Origin of the sequence: uncultured Flavobacterium sp., assembly GCF_963974175.1 — a bacterium.
Classification (GTDB): Bacteria; Bacteroidota; Bacteroidia; order Flavobacteriales; family Flavobacteriaceae; genus Flavobacterium.
In genome coordinates, this window is record NZ_CAXBBR010000001.1 from 508,518 (window position 1) to 524,668 (window position 16,151).

Below are 16,151 nucleotides of genomic sequence, written 5' to 3' on the forward strand. Positions count from 1 at the left end.
AGAACTAAGTTAGCTTATTTTAACATTTTAACCTATTAATAAACAGCCTATTATGCTTTGCTTCCTATTACATCTTCATCCCCGCCATGGGATCACTCCCTTTACGGAATATATATTCACTATTAATGGCATAAGCACCGGTAACAACGACTTTCTTCGTACTATCTAAATCCGATTTGATTTCGATCATTCCATTGGCTTCCACCCCGGTTTCAACCATTACATTTTCAAAAATGCCATGACTTTTTTCAACCCATATATACGTGGCATTTTCATCCCTAATAACAGCATCTGTTGGAATAAATAATCCTTTCTTATTCGATTGAGTTAATTTAGCCACTGCTTGCATTCCCGGTTTTAAAAACAAATTAGGGTTGGCAATTTCCATTCGAATCAATAGCAATCTAGAGTCTGGATTAATCTCAGGATTAATAAATGAAATTTTTGCCTGCATTTCTTTAGCGGGATAATCTGTAAAAGAAACCGTAGCACTTTGTCCAATTTTTAATGATTTTGCATAACTCACGTTTACTTGCGTTTCAAGCCAAAGCGTACTTAAGGCAGCCAACTTAATTATTGCGCCGCCTTCCATGATATAACTACCTTCTGTAGCCGCTATCTCCGAAATATATCCGCTATATGTACTATAAAAAGTAGTGTATGGTGAAATTTGGGCATTGCCTTTAATACTTTCAATTTGCGCATTGGATAAACCATAGAACAATAGTTTTTGTTTGGCAGCTTGAAGCATGCTTTTCGCATTTTTTCCAAAATCACCAGGCATAGCCAATTGCGAGTACGCAGCGTAATAATCCTGTTTGGCAATCGCTATATCTTCGCTGTATAATTGATAAATAGCTTGATTTTTTGTAACATAATCACCCGTAGTTTTAAAGTACAATTTCTCAATTCGCCCCATCGCTCTTGCTGAAATGGTTTTGATTTGTTCCTGATTAATTGTTAAAACACCTGTATAGTTTTCTTCCAGACTGCTATTGCTTTCTTCTATGTTTTGGGTAGTTATGTTTCCCAATTTTATTTGCTGGTCACTAAGTGCTATTTCATTAGAGGCAGAATTATCCTTTTTCATTGGGGTTAATTCCATATGGCAAATAGGACACTTTCCAGGCTTATCTTCCTTAATTTGGGGATCCATAGAGCAAGTGTAATACGTGCTTTCTCCGTCCTCATGTTCACTATGGTCTTCCTTGTTCTTATCATTACAGCCCATTAAGACAACAAATGCCACTAATAGTAAACTGATTTTTTTTACCTTTTGCATAATTATTCTGTTTTAATAAAGCTTTCGCTGTCCATTAAATATTGTGCATTGTCAGCTATTGCATCTTTTACAGACAGCCCTTCGATGACCTGAACAAAATCATTGATTTCAATTCCTGTTTTTATTTCTTTTGCTTTAAAACCATTCTCCATTTGAATAAAAACCACTTTTTTACTACCGATGCTAACTAATGCTTGCTTACGAACCCAAATTCCTTGTATAGGATTTGTTTCGACAATACCTTGAAGCCGCAAGCCTATTGGAAATTTCAGATTGTTATTATTTAAATATACTCGAATCCTATTCGTCTTATCGGTTTCGCTGAATTGAGTTTCTATAAAATTTACTTTGGCGTTTATAAAATCATTTTCATCTAATTCTGATGAAAACCGAATGGGTTGATTAATTTTTATCAAACTGCCTTGTCCTTGCATCACATTGAAAACACCCCATACTTTATCGGTATTTACTAATTTAAAGACAACTTCATTCTGTTTAATGTAATCCCCTTCTTTCAATGTTAAAGAAGTTGTTGTGGCGGCACTGTTTTGCATAGATCCTTCGGCAGCAGTCGTCATACTTTCGGTTCCTTGAACTATTCCATTGGTGGGACTATAAATAGTGATCACAGGATTTGTTTTTTTGGCTGCAGCCAATAAATTAATCTGATTTAAACTCATTCCATAAAGCAGTAATTTCTGTTTCGAAGCCTTTATTATAGATGTATTTTCAGAATCATTGGTAATTAAATAAATGAAATTTTGCTGTGCAGTCAATAATTCCGGACTATACAAATCAAAAAGTCTTTGTCCTTTATTTACTTTTTGGTATTTATAATTCACATACATTTTTTCGATTCGGCCACTTATCCTTGCCGCAATATTTACCGATGAATTAGGATCATAAGCTACAATTCCAGGTAGCTGTATTTCACTGCTAATAGCGGTGTCTTTTGGAGTTGTAGTTTGAAAGTCTCCCACCACAAAGCTATCAGTTGGCCTTAATAAATGGTCAATTGAGTGGCTTTCCGTCGGTTGCGCTTCGGTTACTTTTTTAATCAAAGTCATTCCGCAAATTGGGCAATTTCCCGGTTCGTCCCTAATAATTTCAGGATGCATCGAACAGGTATAAACCTCCGCCTTTTGCTCGTGATCTGCTTGACTATTGAATTTGCTTACGCCATAATAGACCCCAAATCCAACCACTAAAACGGCAATAGCCAGCAAACTATATTTTACATATTTGTTCATAATTATTTCGTTTCCAGTTGTTTTTCAATGGCTACCTGAGTACTCAATATGGCCTGCAGCTTGTCTAATTTTTCTATTTGCGCCATATTCAAGGCTTCCCAGGCATCCAACACCACAAACAGATCTCCCGTGTTATTTTGCCATTCGATTATAGACGTGTCATAATTTCTTCGCAATGCCGGAATAATGCTTTTGTCGGCAATTTCATATTGCTTCTTTAAGTTAGTCAGCTCCGCTTGCATACCTGAAATCATTCCTGTTGCCTCGTTCAGAATCATTTGTTTTTGCCAATCCAGACTTTCATTTTTTATTTTAAAACTACTGATGTTCGCTTTATTCATTTTTGATGACCAAGGCATGGGAATTGTAATCATTCCCATCAAGGAAAATTGTTGCGGACCATTTCCAAAGGCAAACATGTGATCGTACTTCACACCAAACTCGGGTAATAATTTTGCTTTCTCGGTTTCTATTTTCAACTGATTTAAGACAATTGTTTTTTCAATAGCTCTTACATCGCTTCGGCTTTCAGAAAGCGACACAGTATCCGATTTCATAAAATTATACTCCTTCAAAGCATAAGTGGGATCGATTTCAAAAACAGTGTCTTTGTCTCTTGCCATCAAAGTATTCAGCATAATTTTCTTTTGCGAAATCTCATTTTTCAGCATTACGACCATGCTTTCTAAAGCGCTATATTGTGACTTTGCTTTATAATAAGTAGGCAATTTGTCCATATTATACTGATAGCGTATCTCCATGCTTTTGATCATGTACTCTAAAAGCAATAAATTCTCATTAGCTATTTTTATTTTTTTATCCAATACGATCCATTGGTAATAATTCGTTTTTGCCAACGCATTCAACTGATTCACGGTATAATTTTTATTTTCTGCCTCTACCGAAGACATGGCATTCATGTAATTAGAATCGGCTTTTAGCCTTGAAGCGTTTGGTATCATTTGTGTAACGCCTATCATATAAGATCCCATACCAGGATTCATTTCGTCTCCCTTCCACATTTTAGTATTATAAGGAGTCATAAACAAGCCCGTGTTCACTTGAGGTGCCATCCAACTATTAGCCCCTTTTGCCGCTGCATCCATACTCTGTATGTCGGCATCGTACATTTTTAATTGCGGATTATTCGTTTTAACGGTAGTCAAAACAGCATCCAACGAAAGTGTTTGCGCTACTGTAGCATTGGTATTTAACAGCAAACAACTGATTATGATATAATATTTAATGTGTCGCATCGATAAGATCTATTTTGCCTTTTGTTTTTAATTCACGTTGTTTTGTCATTTCAAAAACAATAGGGGTTACTAATAATACATATATAACAGAGGTGATTGTTCCTCCGATAAGCGGAACTGTAATGGGAATCATCACATCAGCGCCCGTTCCTGTCGCCCAAAGAATGGGTACTAATCCAAATAGAGAAACCGATACCGTCATTAATTTTGGTCTCAGCCTTTTTGCCGAACCATCAATAATGTATTCTCTTAAAATATCGGTAGTGATTGCCTCACTGCTATTACCATATTTTGCAACCATTTTATTCATGGCCTCATTCAGGTAAATAGTCATTATCATCGCCGTTTCTATCGCCATCCCAAACAGCGCAATGAAACCTACTGCCACGGCAACGGATAAATTAATCCCATAAAAATAAACCATAAAAATCCCTCCTATTAAAGCAAAAGGAACCGTTATCATCGTTATCAAAGCTTCTTTCATTGAGTTGTATGTAAAATACAAAATCAGGAATATGATAAGAACAACGATAGGTAATATCAGTGATAATGTTTTATTGGCTCTAATTTGATTTTCCCATTGTCCGCTCCATTCGACATAATAGCCTTTTGGAAGTTTCGTCATCATGGTATTGAGTTTATCTTGTGCCTCCTCTACCGTACTTCCTAAATCGCGCTCCCTAACATTAAACAAAACACTCCCACGAAGCATCGCGTTTTCGCTGTTTATCATCGGAGGCCCATCACTTATTTTTATATCAGCGACAGCATCTAATGGTATTGGTCCGTATTCCATCGTTTGCACTTGCAATTTTTTTAAGGACTCAATACTATTTCTATATTCCTGTGCATATCTGGCATTCACAGAAAAGCGTTGTCTTCCTTCGATGGTGGTCGTCAATGTCATTCCGCCAATTGCCGCTTCAACAACATTATTCACATCATCAATCGTCAGACCGTATCTACCAATTGCTTCTCGTTTTGCTTCAATGTCGATATACTTCCCACCCGTTATTGGTTCGGCATACAAATCTTTCACTCCTTCGGTTCCTTCGAGCGCTTTTTTAATTTTTTGTGCCAAAGCTTCGATGGTATCCAGACTTGATCCATAAATTTTCACTCCAACGTCTGTTCTGATTCCCGTCGAAAGCATATTTATTCGATTAATAATAGGTTGTGTAAAACCATTGGTTACCCCAGGTATTTGCAGTTTATTATTTATTTCATCGATGATATCACTTTTCGTTTTACCCGCTCTCCATTCATTATGAGGTTTAAGCAAAATAATCGTTTCAATCATACTTATAGGGCTATTGTCCGTTGCCGTATTGGCTCTACCCGCTTTTCCCAAAACATGAGTGACCTCGGGAATTGATTTTATTATTTTGTCCTGAACCTGCAATATTCTTTTCACTTCAGAATTAGAAACATCGGGTAAGGTTACAGGCATAAACAAAATAGAGCCTTCATCTAAAGGTGGCATAAACTCTGAACCGAGACGCGTAAACATCAACCCTCCTATTAATAAAGCAATGCAGTTTACCACCAAAACACTTTTTCTCCATTTTAAACAAAAAACTAGAATTGGAGTATACCAACTTTCCAGTTTTCTATTGATTGGATTCTTATTCTCCGGACGAAGTTTACCCTTAAGCAAGTAACTAATTAGGACTGGCGTCAGTGTAATAGCTAAAAAAGCATCCACTATCAATATAAATGATTTTGTCCAAGCCAATGGACTGAATAGTTTTCCTTCCATTCCCGTTAGTAGAAAAACGGGCAAAAAAGAAGCAATTACAATAAGTGTCGAATAAAAAACTCCTGGACCAACGAGCTTAGAGGAAGATTCAATTAGCTTCATTCTTTCATCAGCCGACAACGGATCATGTTCTTTTTTAAATATTTTTTTAAATAACTTTTTCATCAGTTGATTATTGATTATTATCCATTTCTTCTTGTTTCTCAGAGATGGTTCTATAGGCATTTTCGACCATGACTATTCCATCATCAACCACAACACCAATAGCTAAGGCGATCCCGGTAAGTGACATAATATTGGATGAAATCCCAAAAGCTTGGAGCAAAATAAATCCTATAGCAACAGATATTGGTAACTGTATCAGAATAATCAATGCACTTCTCCAATGGAAAAGAAAAAGAAGAATCACTATTGACACCGCAATCATTTCTTCGATTAAAGTTCCTTTAACTGATTCAATCGCTTTTTCGATTAATTCACTTCGGTCATAAGACGTTTTGAAGGAGACCCCTTCCGGCAATCCTTTTTCAACTTCTTTCATTTTCAATTTTACGGCTTTTATTACCTTATCGGCATTTTCGCCGTAACGCATCACCACTATTCCTCCCACTACTTCACCTTCTCCATTTGCATCAAAAATACCCAGACGTAAATCTCCACCCATTTGAACGGAACCGATATCTTTTACTCTTACGGGAACCGAATTATAATTTTTGATGGCAATTTCTTCCACATCTTTGATGTTCTTTATATAGCCAAGCCCTCTTACGATATAGGCCATGTTGCTCATTTCAAATTTGCGCCCTCCAACATCATTATTGCTTGTCTTTACGGCTTTCATCACTTCCATCATACTAACATTATAGTACTGCATTTTCAAAGGATCTAAAACCAGTTGATATTGTTTCTCAAAACCTCCAAAGGATGCTACCTCAGCAACACCTGGAACCGTTTGTAAAGCAAATTTCACATACCAATCCTGCAACGCTCTTTGCTCACCTAGATCCATTCCATTGGTTTCCAGATGATACCAAAATATATGCCCTACACCGGTACCATCAGGCCCTAAAGTGGGAACTACATTTTGTGGCAACAATCGTTGTGCATAATTTAATCGCTCCAGCACTCGGGTTCTTGCCCAATAAGGATCTACCTTATCTTCAAAAATGATGTAGATAAAACTCATTCCAAACATGGAAGAAGCACGAATATTCTTGATTTTCGGGATTCCTTGTAAATTGGAAACCAAAGGATAGGTAACCTGATCTTCAATTACCTGCGGACTTCTTCCCATCCACTCTGTGAAAACAATAACCTGATTTTCTGATAAATCGGGAATAGCATCAATGGGGTTTTGCTGCACACTATAAATCCCCCAACCAAATAAGCAGGCGGAAACGAGCAAAACAATAACTCGATTTTTTAGTGAGAATGATATTAATTTTTCTACCATTAGTATTAATTATTTGCTGAAATACTGTCGCTCTTTTTTTCGATCCACTTTAATAATAACGCTTTGTTCTCGTTACTGAGTATAGCATTTTTATGTAGGATAGTATAAGAAGCCAAAGGCATTTCATCTGATTTTATTTGTTTGATCATTCGGTCCAGTTTAGTTCGTTGTTTCCGTTTTGAATACGTACCAAATTCACTGAAATTCAAATTTTCTTTCCCTTCGTTAATATGACTATCCATCAACATTCGTACAGGCTGAACATAGGAGTACCAAGGATAGTTGGTGTTATTACTGTGACAGTCAAAACAAGAAGTTTTTAGAATACCTTGAACTTTTGCAGGAACCGAAAATGTTTTAAAAAAGTGCAAAGGTGAAACCCGTACATAATCTAAATTACGTTCGGGCTGATACAGTTGCATCAGCAAAAAAATGGCAATACCCGAAAGGGCTATTTTTTTGATGATTGAGCTCATTTACAACTCTTTTACCATTCCACCACAAGTCAACATTTCTGATCCATAATATGGATTCTTGATCTCTTTAGATTCGCTTATCCAATACCCACTTTTACCTTGATCGTACATTGGACAATAGTCTTGATATAATTTTTTATTGGTCCCGAAAGTTTTTATCATATCATTCATGTCTCTGCTCAAAAGAGCAAAATGCTCTCTTTGATGAGCTATTTTTCCAGAGTTATCAGCAATATGCTCAGCATGTTCTTTGGCATCATCTGCAATATCTATGTATTCCTTTTTCAATTTCGCATCAATTGAAGTCGTATTTGCTGCATTAAAAGTTGCTAATAAAACCTTAGCTGCGGCTGCCGCACCATTTGAATCGTCTTTAACAAGTGCATTTTTAACTTTCAAATAATCATTTACAGTAGCGTCTACAGTAGCAGAAAATGGAGTTGCAGCAACTTTTTCTGTTTTTACTTCTTCAGAAACAGCTTCCGTTTGAGCTACTGGCTCCGTTAATTCCATTCCGCATTTAGAACATTCCTCTCCTTGTTTCCCAGTAACTTCAGGATGCATTGGACAGGAATACAATTGTGATGTGTTTTCAGTTGCTTCCGGATTTACGGACTCTTCTTGCTTATTTTTTTGATTACAGCCTACTACTACAATTGCCATCAGCACTGTTGAAAGAATTATTTTTTTCATTTTTATTAGATTTTTCATTTTTATTAGATTTTAAATTATTGTTAGATTTTAATTCCGGCTTTTCAACCTGATTATTTAGAGACGTTAAAAAAAGTGTATTCCAGATTCAAATAAACCCCATTGGGAGCTGACCGAAGCATGGAACTGTATAACTCATGTCGATAGGCGATATCAATTCGTGCCTGACTTTGGATAATGAATTGAACTGCAGGTACGGCATCTAAATATGATTTCCCATTTTCGTTAATCGTTTGACCTACAAATTCGACCATTAAGTTAATATTTGTTTGCTTATAATTAGTGTATTTTTTGGGATACATTAATTTCCCAAAAGATAAAGTATAGTTTGTTGCATTATCTCCTTGTGTGGACGGAAAAAGATAATTCGGCTTATTGTCCAGCGCTTTTTCAAAACTGATGGAGGAGCTAACGGCTACTTTCTTGATTAATTTTGTAGCAACAATTCCGGCTTCAAAACCAGTATTGTGCCCCACAATTTCAATTTGTTCCTGGTGAATGTCCGCGTTATTAAAACTGTATCTCCCAAAAGCAGCCAGACGAAAATGACTGTTCAAATCATCTGTTGAATAAATCCGATATTTGCTATAGAAACTTGCCCCTTCGGTTACTAGTTCGGTATTTCGATTACTTACAAATACCGATGCACGAAACATTAAATTTTTATTCATTCCCCAAGTGACTTCTGGCATAAAATGGTAATTGTATCCTTCTTCAAATTTCTCTTTGAATACGGATTGCCCTAAACGGATGCTTAAAGAACCTGTCGGAACGTTGCTCGCCGGATCTGTAACTACAAAAAGCTCCTGTGACTTTATGCTTTGGGATATTATAAATAAAACCAGAACTACAATAACCTTCTTCATTAGTTTACTACTTTAATGTGAAAATCTTCCTCATTACCCAAGGCAAAAGTTGCTGTTTTCGAATAGGCCTTCAACAACTTCTTGTGTTCTTTTTCAGTCATATATCCTTTGTCTAGAATTCTAACAACGACTTCTTCATTAGGTACTATCTCCTTAGAATCAACTAAAATGTAATTTGGATTTGATTTTAGCTGACCTGATGCCATGGTAACTTCTAGTGAGCCAACAAAGAAACCTGCCTTTTCAACGCTTTCTTTGAAAACCATAGGACTTAAAGCATTCTCTTTTTTGAGGTAGACTACAAAGGTGTTTGTGTTCAAGTCAGTAGCTACGCTATCCACTTCAGTCATTTTTTTTAGCTGTTTGTTAATTGCATTAGAACACATCGAACAAGTTAGTCCAGTTGCTCTAATTTCAGCTTTTGAGATTTGGGAATAGGACCTTGTGCTTGATATCAAAGCTAAAAGTACTATCATTAAAAATTTTATATTTAGTGTTTTCATTTGTCTATTTATTTATTTGAGCGATAATTTGTTCTTCCGTTGGATTAATCACAATTAGTTTTCCTGAGGCATCAAAAAGATAAGTAGAGGGCAATTCTTCTACTCCAAAAGCAACTGCCGTCTGAGCATCAAATCCTTTTGAGTCTATCACTTGCTGGTGACTCATTTTATCTTTCTCAATGGCGCTCAACCATTTTGCCTTATCCGTATCGATTGAAATCCCTATAATTTCAAATTCTTTACCTTTATAGGAATCATACAATTTCACCAATTTCCTATTGGCCAATCTGCAAGGTCCACACCATGAAGCCCAAAAGTCAATTAATACAGTTTTTCCGTTGAAAGAACCTAGCTCAACCTCTGTATTCTCATTGCTTTGAAGTTTAAGATCGGGTAAAGTATCCCCCAATTTTATTTGTCCATTTGCAACTGAAAAAACAAACAGTAAACTACAGCTCAGAATTATATTTCGTATTTTAAACATTAATCTATTTTGTTAAAACAGCATTTGCTGAATTATTTAATTGTTTCAACAGTTTTGCCGCAAGTCATCATCTGAGAACCGTAATATGGATTCTTAACCGCATTTTCCTTACTTAACCAGTTGGCACCTTTCCCACCGTTTGCCATAGGGCAAAATTGGTAATATACGGGAGCTTCATATTTAGCTATTTCTATCAAATCATGTATGTTTTTTGACAATGTCATAAATGAAGATCTTTGTTTTTTGACGTCTTGAGTTTCAGAGATTACATTTGAATCGGTCTTTAAATCTTTCATCACTTTCATCCAAACCATGTGAACATCCATTGACAGCTCCTTCATTTTTACATCATTTAACGAAACTAACAAATCTTTTGAAACAGCTGAAGCGCTTGCGCCATCTGACTTAACTAGTGCGTCTTTTAACAAAAAGTAATTATCAAAAACTGATTTTAATTGATTCACTTCTTGTTTGTCTAGTGTTGTAATTTCAGTATGATTAGAATGATCATCATGGCTCATTTCCGTTTTAGACACTTCTGTCGTTACCTCTAAGCTAGCCTCTCTATCATATTGACAACAGCCATGAAGATTGTCGTATACGTCGTCTGGGGCACTAAATTTCTCACTGTCATAACCCGCTAAAGCGATGCGTTTTAGGATTTCGTTTGAATTTGTTTTTTTGGAGTCGTAGGTAATTGTAGCCATTTTACTGTCTTTATTCCAATCAACCATTGCCACTTTGTTGAGGCTCCCTGCCTTCTCTATATTCGTTTCACACATACCGCAGTTTCCAAATATTTTTACGGTTTCAGTTTTAGTGTTTTTAATTTGCGCAGTAGCTGCTGTGACTGATAACAATAGAGCTATTGCCATCAATCCTGTTTTAATTGAGTTCATATAATAAATAAATTAGAAGTGAATACGCTAGACCAACAGGTAAACACAAGCATTAAAGCTATAGTTAACAATTAGTTTTAGCCTATAAATAAATGATTTAAAGCAAGATTTGCTTCGGATTTGACACACTAATGGCTGTCAATAAATAATTTAGCCTATTTTAGGAATAAGCCAAAGTGAAGAATATCCTGCAGAAGTAAAGGATATCGTTTGATAAAATTTTTGCTTTTCAGCTGAAAAATTAAAATTAGCACTCTGCATTTCAAATTGAAAAGCCGAGGGTATTGCTGTATTTACAGAAGGAGTGCTACATAAAGCCTTTCCACATTTTCCATTGCACCCGTTATGCTTGTTGTTTTTAGATTGAGAATCCTTACTGCAACAATCTTTGGTCTTCTTCTTAGAAGACATTTCCATGGTACAAGAACCACTATCTGAATTTCCACACGCAAAAGTCGTATTTGGCATCATAACGAAGCCAAACAAAACGATTAGTAAAATGTGGAATTTTTTCATTTTTTTGTGTAATAGATTTCAAAATTACTAAAAATATAGTAGCGCCTCATTAAAAATTTGTTAAAACAAGTAAAGTACTACTATATTTTCAATATTCTCCTTACTTATCCTCTCCTAATATTTTATACATGATAGATTGCAAGATGGACAATATAATACTAAAAAACAGTGCGGTCCAAAATGAATCTACACTAAACCTTCCTACAATATTATCACATAATATTATAATCAATGCGTTGATGACTAATAAAAAAAGCCCTAAAGTTATAAAAGTAATTGGCAATGTTAAAATAACTAAGATAGGTTTGATGAATATATTAAGTAGCCCAAGAACAACTGCTACAATTAAAGCCGTAGTAAAACCTGCCACATGAACTCCTTTCATTAAGTTCGCGATTAGTAATACCAAAGCCGATGTAATAAGAATTCTGATGATTAGTTTCATGTTTTTTATTTTAAATTTTTATTAAAAGTACTACTTTTTTTAAATTATCTAAATTCCTTTAAAAAAAGAAATTGTTAACTCATGAAACAAGGTCGGATTTTCGGCATGAAGCCAATGCCCCGCATTTGGTATTGTTTCTACCGTTGCTTTTGGAAAATGCGCTCTTATATTTTCAACATCACTGTCTAAAATATAATTGGAGTTCCCTCCACGGATAAAAAGGGTTGGTTTCTCAAAAACCGAAGTTGCCGGCAACGCCACTCCTATCTCGTCCATTTTTTTATTAAAGACAGCCAGGTTGAAGCGGAAGGCTAATTGTCCTGGCTCCTGCCAAAACAAGCTTTTCATTAAAAACTGTCTTGTCCCAAAATCCGTTATATACTCTGAAAGCGTATCTTCTACTTCAGATCGACTTGGTTTTTTAGCAAAATCGACTGCATTTAAACCTCCCAAAATAGATTGATGGTGTTGCGGATAGAATTTGGGTCCTATATCGGCGATAATAAGTTTGTCTATCATTTCCGGATACAAGGTCGCAAAAAGCATCGCCGTTTTGCCTCCCATAGAATGCCCTATCATATCGACATTAGTTAGATTATGACTATTGCAGTACTCCAGAATATCCTGAGCCATCAATTCATAGCTGAACTCCTCAGAATGAGGACTTCGCCCATGATTGCGAAGATCTAACATATGAACTTCAAATCCTTCTGTTGCAAACTGCACGCCAAGTGTTTTCCAATTATCTGACATTCCCAGAAATCCGTGCAGAATTAAAAGTGGTTTACCTGAACCTTCTATTTTTGAATATAACATATTGTATGGTTTCACGAGCGCGTGAGGGATAGCAGCGAAAATCCTTTATTAGTATGGAGCGATAGCGGAATACTAATAAAGATTGTAGCGCATAGCCCGACCTGCTTTTTAGCGGGTCACGCCCTAATTATCTTATTTTAATTTTTGCAAATACATGTTGACCACATTCTCTAAACCAAGATATAATGATTCAGCAATTAAGGCGTGGCCGATAGAAACCTCCAGTAATCCAGGAATGTTTTGTTTAAAAAACTGAATATTCTCCAAGCTCAAATCATGTCCTGCATTAATTCCTAATCCCAATTCATTAGCCAAAACGGCCGCTTTTACATAAGGATCTATTCCGTTTTTATTTCCTAAACCATACTCATGAGCAAAAGCTTCGGTATACAATTCTATTCGGTCCGTTCCAGTTTGTTTAGCACCTTCGATCATATCTAATCGTGGATCTACAAAAATAGAGGTACGAATGCCATTGCGTTGAAATTCTTGAATCATTTCAGTCAAATACGCTTGGTTTTTTACCGTATCCCAACCTGCAGACGAGGTTATAGCCCCGATAGCATCAGGTACTAAAGTCACTTGCTCGGGCTTACATTCTAAAACCAAATCGATAAAATTATGTTGTGGGTTTCCTTCTATATTAAATTCGGTATAAACGATTGCTTTTAGGTCACGGGCATCTTGATAACGGATGTGACGCTCATCTGGACGTGGATGTATGGTGATTCCCTGCGCGCCAAATTTTTGAATGTCAGTCGCCACTTTTAATAAGTTAGGCACATTTCCTCCGCGGGCATTACGTAAAGTAGCTATTTTGTTGATGTTTACACTTAACTTTGTCATTGGAATACTTTTTGATTATGAAATAACTATATAATGGATACAAAAATACAAAGTAAAAGGTAGGAGATTTTGCCTTTTTTTGATTATTTTGCATAAAAATTGAGGATTTACTTAAGATGGAAATTACAAACTACATAACCACTGACTTTAAAGCGATTGACAGCCAAGACACTATTGCGTCTGTTAAAGACTTTTTTGATGATTTGACTTTTTCACACTTTCCTGTTGTTGAAGAAGGCATTTACATTGGTAGTATCTCATCTGAAGACATTGAAACTTTTGATAATGACAAAAAGGTAATTGATTACAAATATACTCTCGCAAGTTTTTTCACGAGAACAAATTCAATCTGGCTCGAAGTATTGGAAGTTTTTGCAAAAAACCATACAAACCTTATTCCTGTATTGGATGAAAACAACAGCTATATAGGCTATTATGAAATAGACGACATTATGAGCTTTTTTCACCAAACTCCCTTTTTGAAAGAACAAGGAAGAATTATAAAAGTAAAAAAAGGCGTATTAGATTATTCCATGAGCCAGATTACACAAATCGTAGAGAGCAATAACGGGAAGCTTTTAGGCTTGTTTATTTCTGAATCTGATGTAGACAGCATTGAAGTGACGATGAAAATTAGCTTAGGTGCCATTAATGAGATAGTCCAAACTTTCAGAAGGTACAATTACGAAATAATATCAGAACACCAAGAAGACAATTATATCAGCAGTTTAAAAGAACGCTCAGACTACTTAGACAAATACCTTAATATATAACTATTTGCCAAGTTACCAATCTAAGCTTTCTCCCAAATCATCGATTTTACAAACAAACGATTCCACCAAATAATGAAAGTAGCCATATACGGTCAATATTATCAAAATAGTACAGAACCTATTATAAAAGACATCTTCATTTTTTTTAATAAAAACAATGTAGAATTAGTTATTGAAGCTTCTTTTTTAGAATTGCTTTACGAAAAGGAAATTGTACAAAAAGAATACAATACTTTTTCTTCTCACACAGAATTAGACCAAAGTTTTGACATGCTAATTAGCATAGGTGGTGACGGAACGATATTAAGAGCAGCGACGCTAGTAAGAGATTCCGGAATTCCTATCTTAGGCATTAATGCAGGAAGACTTGGTTTTCTGGCTACGGTTCAAAAAGAGAACATCGATGAATTTCTACAAATTGTTATTGAAGAAAAATATACGCTATCTAAAAGAACATTATTGAGCTTGTCCTGTACTCCTCCAAACGAGGCACTGCAAGACATTAATTTTGCCATGAATGAAATTTCGGTAAGCCGAAAGGACACTACTTCGATGATAACAATTGACACCTACCTTAATGGTGAGTTTTTAAATTCCTATTGGGCCGACGGTTTAATTGTATCAACACCTACAGGATCAACAGGATATTCCTTAAGTTGTGGAGGTCCTATATTGACTCCAGATGTAAAAAGTCTCGTAATAACGCCTATTGCTCCTCATAACCTCAATGCAAGACCGCTAGTTATTCCTGATGAAACTGAAATCAAATTAAAAGTTTCAGGAAGAGAAGAGCATTATCTGGTTTCATTAGACTCTAGAATCACTTCTGTGAAAAACGAATCAATACTAAGCATTAAAAAAACTCCCTTCGAAATAAACATGGTCGAAATCCCCGAAGAAACCTTTCTAAAAACACTGCGCACCAAATTATTATGGGGTGAAGACAAAAGAAATTAAATCTTTTTTACTTCCAAAACATACTATAGTATCCCATTTTTTCGTTTCGCTTTTAACAAATCCCTATCCGATATCGATAATAGTCCCTATTCTTTAAAAATGGGCACATTTAAGCTAATCGGTATTGATTCGAAACGATAATTATTATATTTGCACGCAATTTCAAACAAAATGAATAAAACTTTTGGCTTATTTATATGCTTATTCCTGAGTATGACGACGTATTCACAAATACATGAAGTGGGCGTTTTTCTGGGCGGAAGTAACTACATAGGAGACATTGGACCTACGACCTACATAGCCCCAAACGAACCTGCTTTTGGAATACTTTATAAATACAACAAAAGTCCAAGACATGCATATCGTTTTTCGTACACCCAATCAAAAATCACATCAAATGATCTTGATTCAAAAGAACCCAGCAGAAACCAAAGAGGCTATCGTTTTGAAAATAACATAAAAGAAGTATCTTTAGGCCTTGAATTCAATTTTTTTGATTTTAATCTTCATCAATTAGAGCGTAAAATCACGCCTTATGTATATTCTGGGATTAGTTATTTCAGATATGATGAGCTGTATATATTGTCAGGAGAAACAAAAAAAGATGAGGGCGCGAATTCATTTGCGATACCTATGATTGTAGGAATAAAATCAAACATTACCCCTAGTTTAATACTAGGTTTAGAAATGGGAGTGCGTTACACACTTACTGACAATCTAGACGGTAGTAATCCGAAGAATGAAAGTTTGAAACCATTACAATTTGGAAATATAAATAATAATGACTGGTACGTTTTTTCAGGGTTAACGTTAACGTATACCTTTGGAGAAAAACCATGCTACTGTGCAGACTAAGAAA

18 protein-coding genes are annotated in these 16,151 nt (G+C 35.6%); 3 read left to right on the plus strand and 15 right to left on the minus strand.

The window, feature by feature from the left end; genetic code table 11:
• Positions 1 to 67: 67 nt before the first annotated feature.
• The 15 genes from AAC069_RS02245 to AAC069_RS02315 all read right to left on the minus strand — a co-directional run bounded on the left by AAC069_RS02245 (position 68) and on the right by AAC069_RS02315 (position 13,562).
• On the minus strand, positions 68 to 1,282 hold the full coding sequence (locus AAC069_RS02245) for an efflux RND transporter periplasmic adaptor subunit (RefSeq protein ID WP_339918892.1): 1,215 nt from the start codon (positions 1,280 to 1,282) through the stop codon (positions 68 to 70).
• A gap of 2 nt (positions 1,283 to 1,284) precedes the next feature.
• Entirely contained in the window at positions 1,285 to 2,532 is a 1,248-nt protein-coding gene (locus AAC069_RS02250) for an efflux RND transporter periplasmic adaptor subunit (protein ID WP_339918893.1), read from the minus strand.
• 2 nt (positions 2,533 to 2,534) lie between these two features.
• The gene (locus tag AAC069_RS02255; protein ID WP_339918894.1) at positions 2,535 to 3,788 is read right to left on the minus strand and encodes a TolC family protein; all 1,254 of its coding nucleotides are present in this window, start codon (positions 3,786 to 3,788) and stop codon (positions 2,535 to 2,537) included.
• Positions 3,775 to 5,712: an efflux RND transporter permease subunit gene (locus tag AAC069_RS02260; protein WP_091084801.1), complete on the minus strand. Its 1,938-nt coding sequence runs from the start codon at positions 5,710 to 5,712 to the stop codon at positions 3,775 to 3,777. The genes AAC069_RS02255 and AAC069_RS02260 overlap by 14 nt, the downstream gene beginning before the upstream one ends.
• 7 nt (positions 5,713 to 5,719) lie before the next feature.
• Positions 5,720 to 7,000, minus strand: a complete 1,281-nt coding sequence (locus tag AAC069_RS02265; RefSeq protein ID WP_339918895.1) for an efflux RND transporter permease subunit — start codon at positions 6,998 to 7,000, stop codon at positions 5,720 to 5,722.
• A gap of 5 nt (positions 7,001 to 7,005) precedes the next feature.
• A complete protein-coding gene (locus tag AAC069_RS02270; RefSeq protein WP_339918896.1) occupies positions 7,006 to 7,476 on the minus strand; it encodes a heme-binding domain-containing protein in 471 nt (156 codons plus the stop codon).
• The gene (locus AAC069_RS02275; RefSeq protein WP_339918897.1) at positions 7,477 to 8,187 is read right to left on the minus strand and encodes a DUF3347 domain-containing protein; all 711 of its coding nucleotides are present in this window, start codon (positions 8,185 to 8,187) and stop codon (positions 7,477 to 7,479) included.
• A gap of 53 nt (positions 8,188 to 8,240) precedes the next feature.
• Positions 8,241 to 9,053 (minus strand): hypothetical protein, encoded by an 813-nt coding sequence (locus AAC069_RS02280; RefSeq protein WP_339918898.1) that lies wholly within the window; start codon positions 9,051 to 9,053, stop codon positions 8,241 to 8,243.
• The gene (locus AAC069_RS02285) at positions 9,053 to 9,556 is read right to left on the minus strand and encodes a heavy-metal-associated domain-containing protein (protein WP_339918899.1); all 504 of its coding nucleotides are present in this window, start codon (positions 9,554 to 9,556) and stop codon (positions 9,053 to 9,055) included. The genes AAC069_RS02280 and AAC069_RS02285 overlap by 1 nt, the downstream gene beginning before the upstream one ends.
• Before the next feature lie 4 nt (positions 9,557 to 9,560).
• Positions 9,561 to 10,040 (minus strand): TlpA disulfide reductase family protein, encoded by a 480-nt coding sequence (locus AAC069_RS02290; protein WP_339918900.1) that lies wholly within the window; start codon positions 10,038 to 10,040, stop codon positions 9,561 to 9,563.
• A gap of 32 nt (positions 10,041 to 10,072) precedes the next feature.
• Positions 10,073 to 10,939 carry a DUF3347 domain-containing protein gene (locus AAC069_RS02295; protein ID WP_339918901.1) on the minus strand — a complete coding sequence of 289 codons (867 nt, stop codon included), beginning with the start codon at positions 10,937 to 10,939 and terminating at the stop codon, positions 10,073 to 10,075.
• A 150-nt stretch (positions 10,940 to 11,089) separates the two neighbouring features.
• Complete coding sequence (locus AAC069_RS02300) at positions 11,090 to 11,455, minus strand: hypothetical protein (RefSeq protein WP_101137734.1); 366 nt, start codon at positions 11,453 to 11,455, stop codon at positions 11,090 to 11,092.
• 100 nt (positions 11,456 to 11,555) lie between these two features.
• Positions 11,556 to 11,900, minus strand: a complete 345-nt coding sequence (locus AAC069_RS02305) for a phage holin family protein (protein ID WP_339918902.1) — start codon at positions 11,898 to 11,900, stop codon at positions 11,556 to 11,558.
• Between the two features lie 48 nt (positions 11,901 to 11,948).
• The gene (locus AAC069_RS02310) at positions 11,949 to 12,716 is read right to left on the minus strand and encodes an alpha/beta fold hydrolase (protein WP_339918903.1); all 768 of its coding nucleotides are present in this window, start codon (positions 12,714 to 12,716) and stop codon (positions 11,949 to 11,951) included.
• 132 nt (positions 12,717 to 12,848) lie between these two features.
• Complete coding sequence (locus AAC069_RS02315; protein WP_339918904.1) at positions 12,849 to 13,562, minus strand: pyridoxine 5'-phosphate synthase; 714 nt, start codon at positions 13,560 to 13,562, stop codon at positions 12,849 to 12,851.
• Positions 13,563 to 13,678: 116 nt separating this feature from the next.
• Here AAC069_RS02315 and AAC069_RS02320 point away from each other — a divergent pair, with 116 nt between their 5' ends.
• The 3 genes from AAC069_RS02320 to AAC069_RS02330 all read left to right on the plus strand — a co-directional run bounded on the left by AAC069_RS02320 (position 13,679) and on the right by AAC069_RS02330 (position 16,147).
• Complete coding sequence (locus tag AAC069_RS02320) at positions 13,679 to 14,335, plus strand: CBS domain-containing protein (protein ID WP_339918905.1); 657 nt, start codon at positions 13,679 to 13,681, stop codon at positions 14,333 to 14,335.
• A gap of 72 nt (positions 14,336 to 14,407) precedes the next feature.
• On the plus strand, positions 14,408 to 15,292 hold the full coding sequence (locus AAC069_RS02325; RefSeq protein WP_339918906.1) for an NAD kinase: 885 nt from the start codon (positions 14,408 to 14,410) through the stop codon (positions 15,290 to 15,292).
• Positions 15,293 to 15,463: 171 nt separating this feature from the next.
• Positions 15,464 to 16,147, plus strand: a complete 684-nt coding sequence (locus AAC069_RS02330; protein WP_339918907.1) for a DUF6089 family protein — start codon at positions 15,464 to 15,466, stop codon at positions 16,145 to 16,147.
• Positions 16,148 to 16,151: the final 4 nt, after the last annotated feature.

Coding starts and splice junctions, on each gene's coding strand:
- AAC069_RS02295 (WP_339918901.1), bottom strand. CDS start 10,939: ATGAACTCAATTAAAACAGGATTGATGGCAATAGCTCTATTGTTATCA.
- AAC069_RS02245 (WP_339918892.1), bottom strand. CDS start 1,282: ATGCAAAAGGTAAAAAAAATCAGTTTACTATTAGTGGCATTTGTTGTC.
- AAC069_RS02270 (WP_339918896.1), bottom strand. CDS start 7,476: ATGAGCTCAATCATCAAAAAAATAGCCCTTTCGGGTATTGCCATTTTT.
- AAC069_RS02315 (WP_339918904.1), bottom strand. CDS start 13,562: ATGACAAAGTTAAGTGTAAACATCAACAAAATAGCTACTTTACGTAAT.
- AAC069_RS02305 (WP_339918902.1), bottom strand. CDS start 11,900: ATGAAACTAATCATCAGAATTCTTATTACATCGGCTTTGGTATTACTA.
- AAC069_RS02260 (WP_091084801.1), bottom strand. CDS start 5,712: ATGAAAAAGTTATTTAAAAAAATATTTAAAAAAGAACATGATCCGTTG.
- AAC069_RS02255 (WP_339918894.1), bottom strand. CDS start 3,788: ATGCGACACATTAAATATTATATCATAATCAGTTGTTTGCTGTTAAAT.
- AAC069_RS02275 (WP_339918897.1), bottom strand. CDS start 8,187: ATGAAAAATCTAATAAAAATGAAAAAAATAATTCTTTCAACAGTGCTG.
- AAC069_RS02250 (WP_339918893.1), bottom strand. CDS start 2,532: ATGAACAAATATGTAAAATATAGTTTGCTGGCTATTGCCGTTTTAGTG.
- AAC069_RS02290 (WP_339918900.1), bottom strand. CDS start 10,040: ATGTTTAAAATACGAAATATAATTCTGAGCTGTAGTTTACTGTTTGTT.
- AAC069_RS02265 (WP_339918895.1), bottom strand. CDS start 7,000: ATGGTAGAAAAATTAATATCATTCTCACTAAAAAATCGAGTTATTGTT.
- AAC069_RS02310 (WP_339918903.1), bottom strand. CDS start 12,716: ATGTTATATTCAAAAATAGAAGGTTCAGGTAAACCACTTTTAATTCTG.
- AAC069_RS02285 (WP_339918899.1), bottom strand. CDS start 9,556: ATGAAAACACTAAATATAAAATTTTTAATGATAGTACTTTTAGCTTTG.
- AAC069_RS02325 (WP_339918906.1), top strand. CDS start 14,408: ATGAAAGTAGCCATATACGGTCAATATTATCAAAATAGTACAGAACCT.
- AAC069_RS02320 (WP_339918905.1), top strand. CDS start 13,679: ATGGAAATTACAAACTACATAACCACTGACTTTAAAGCGATTGACAGC.
- AAC069_RS02300 (WP_101137734.1), bottom strand. CDS start 11,455: ATGAAAAAATTCCACATTTTACTAATCGTTTTGTTTGGCTTCGTTATG.
- AAC069_RS02280 (WP_339918898.1), bottom strand. CDS start 9,053: ATGAAGAAGGTTATTGTAGTTCTGGTTTTATTTATAATATCCCAAAGC.
- AAC069_RS02330 (WP_339918907.1), top strand. CDS start 15,464: ATGAATAAAACTTTTGGCTTATTTATATGCTTATTCCTGAGTATGACG.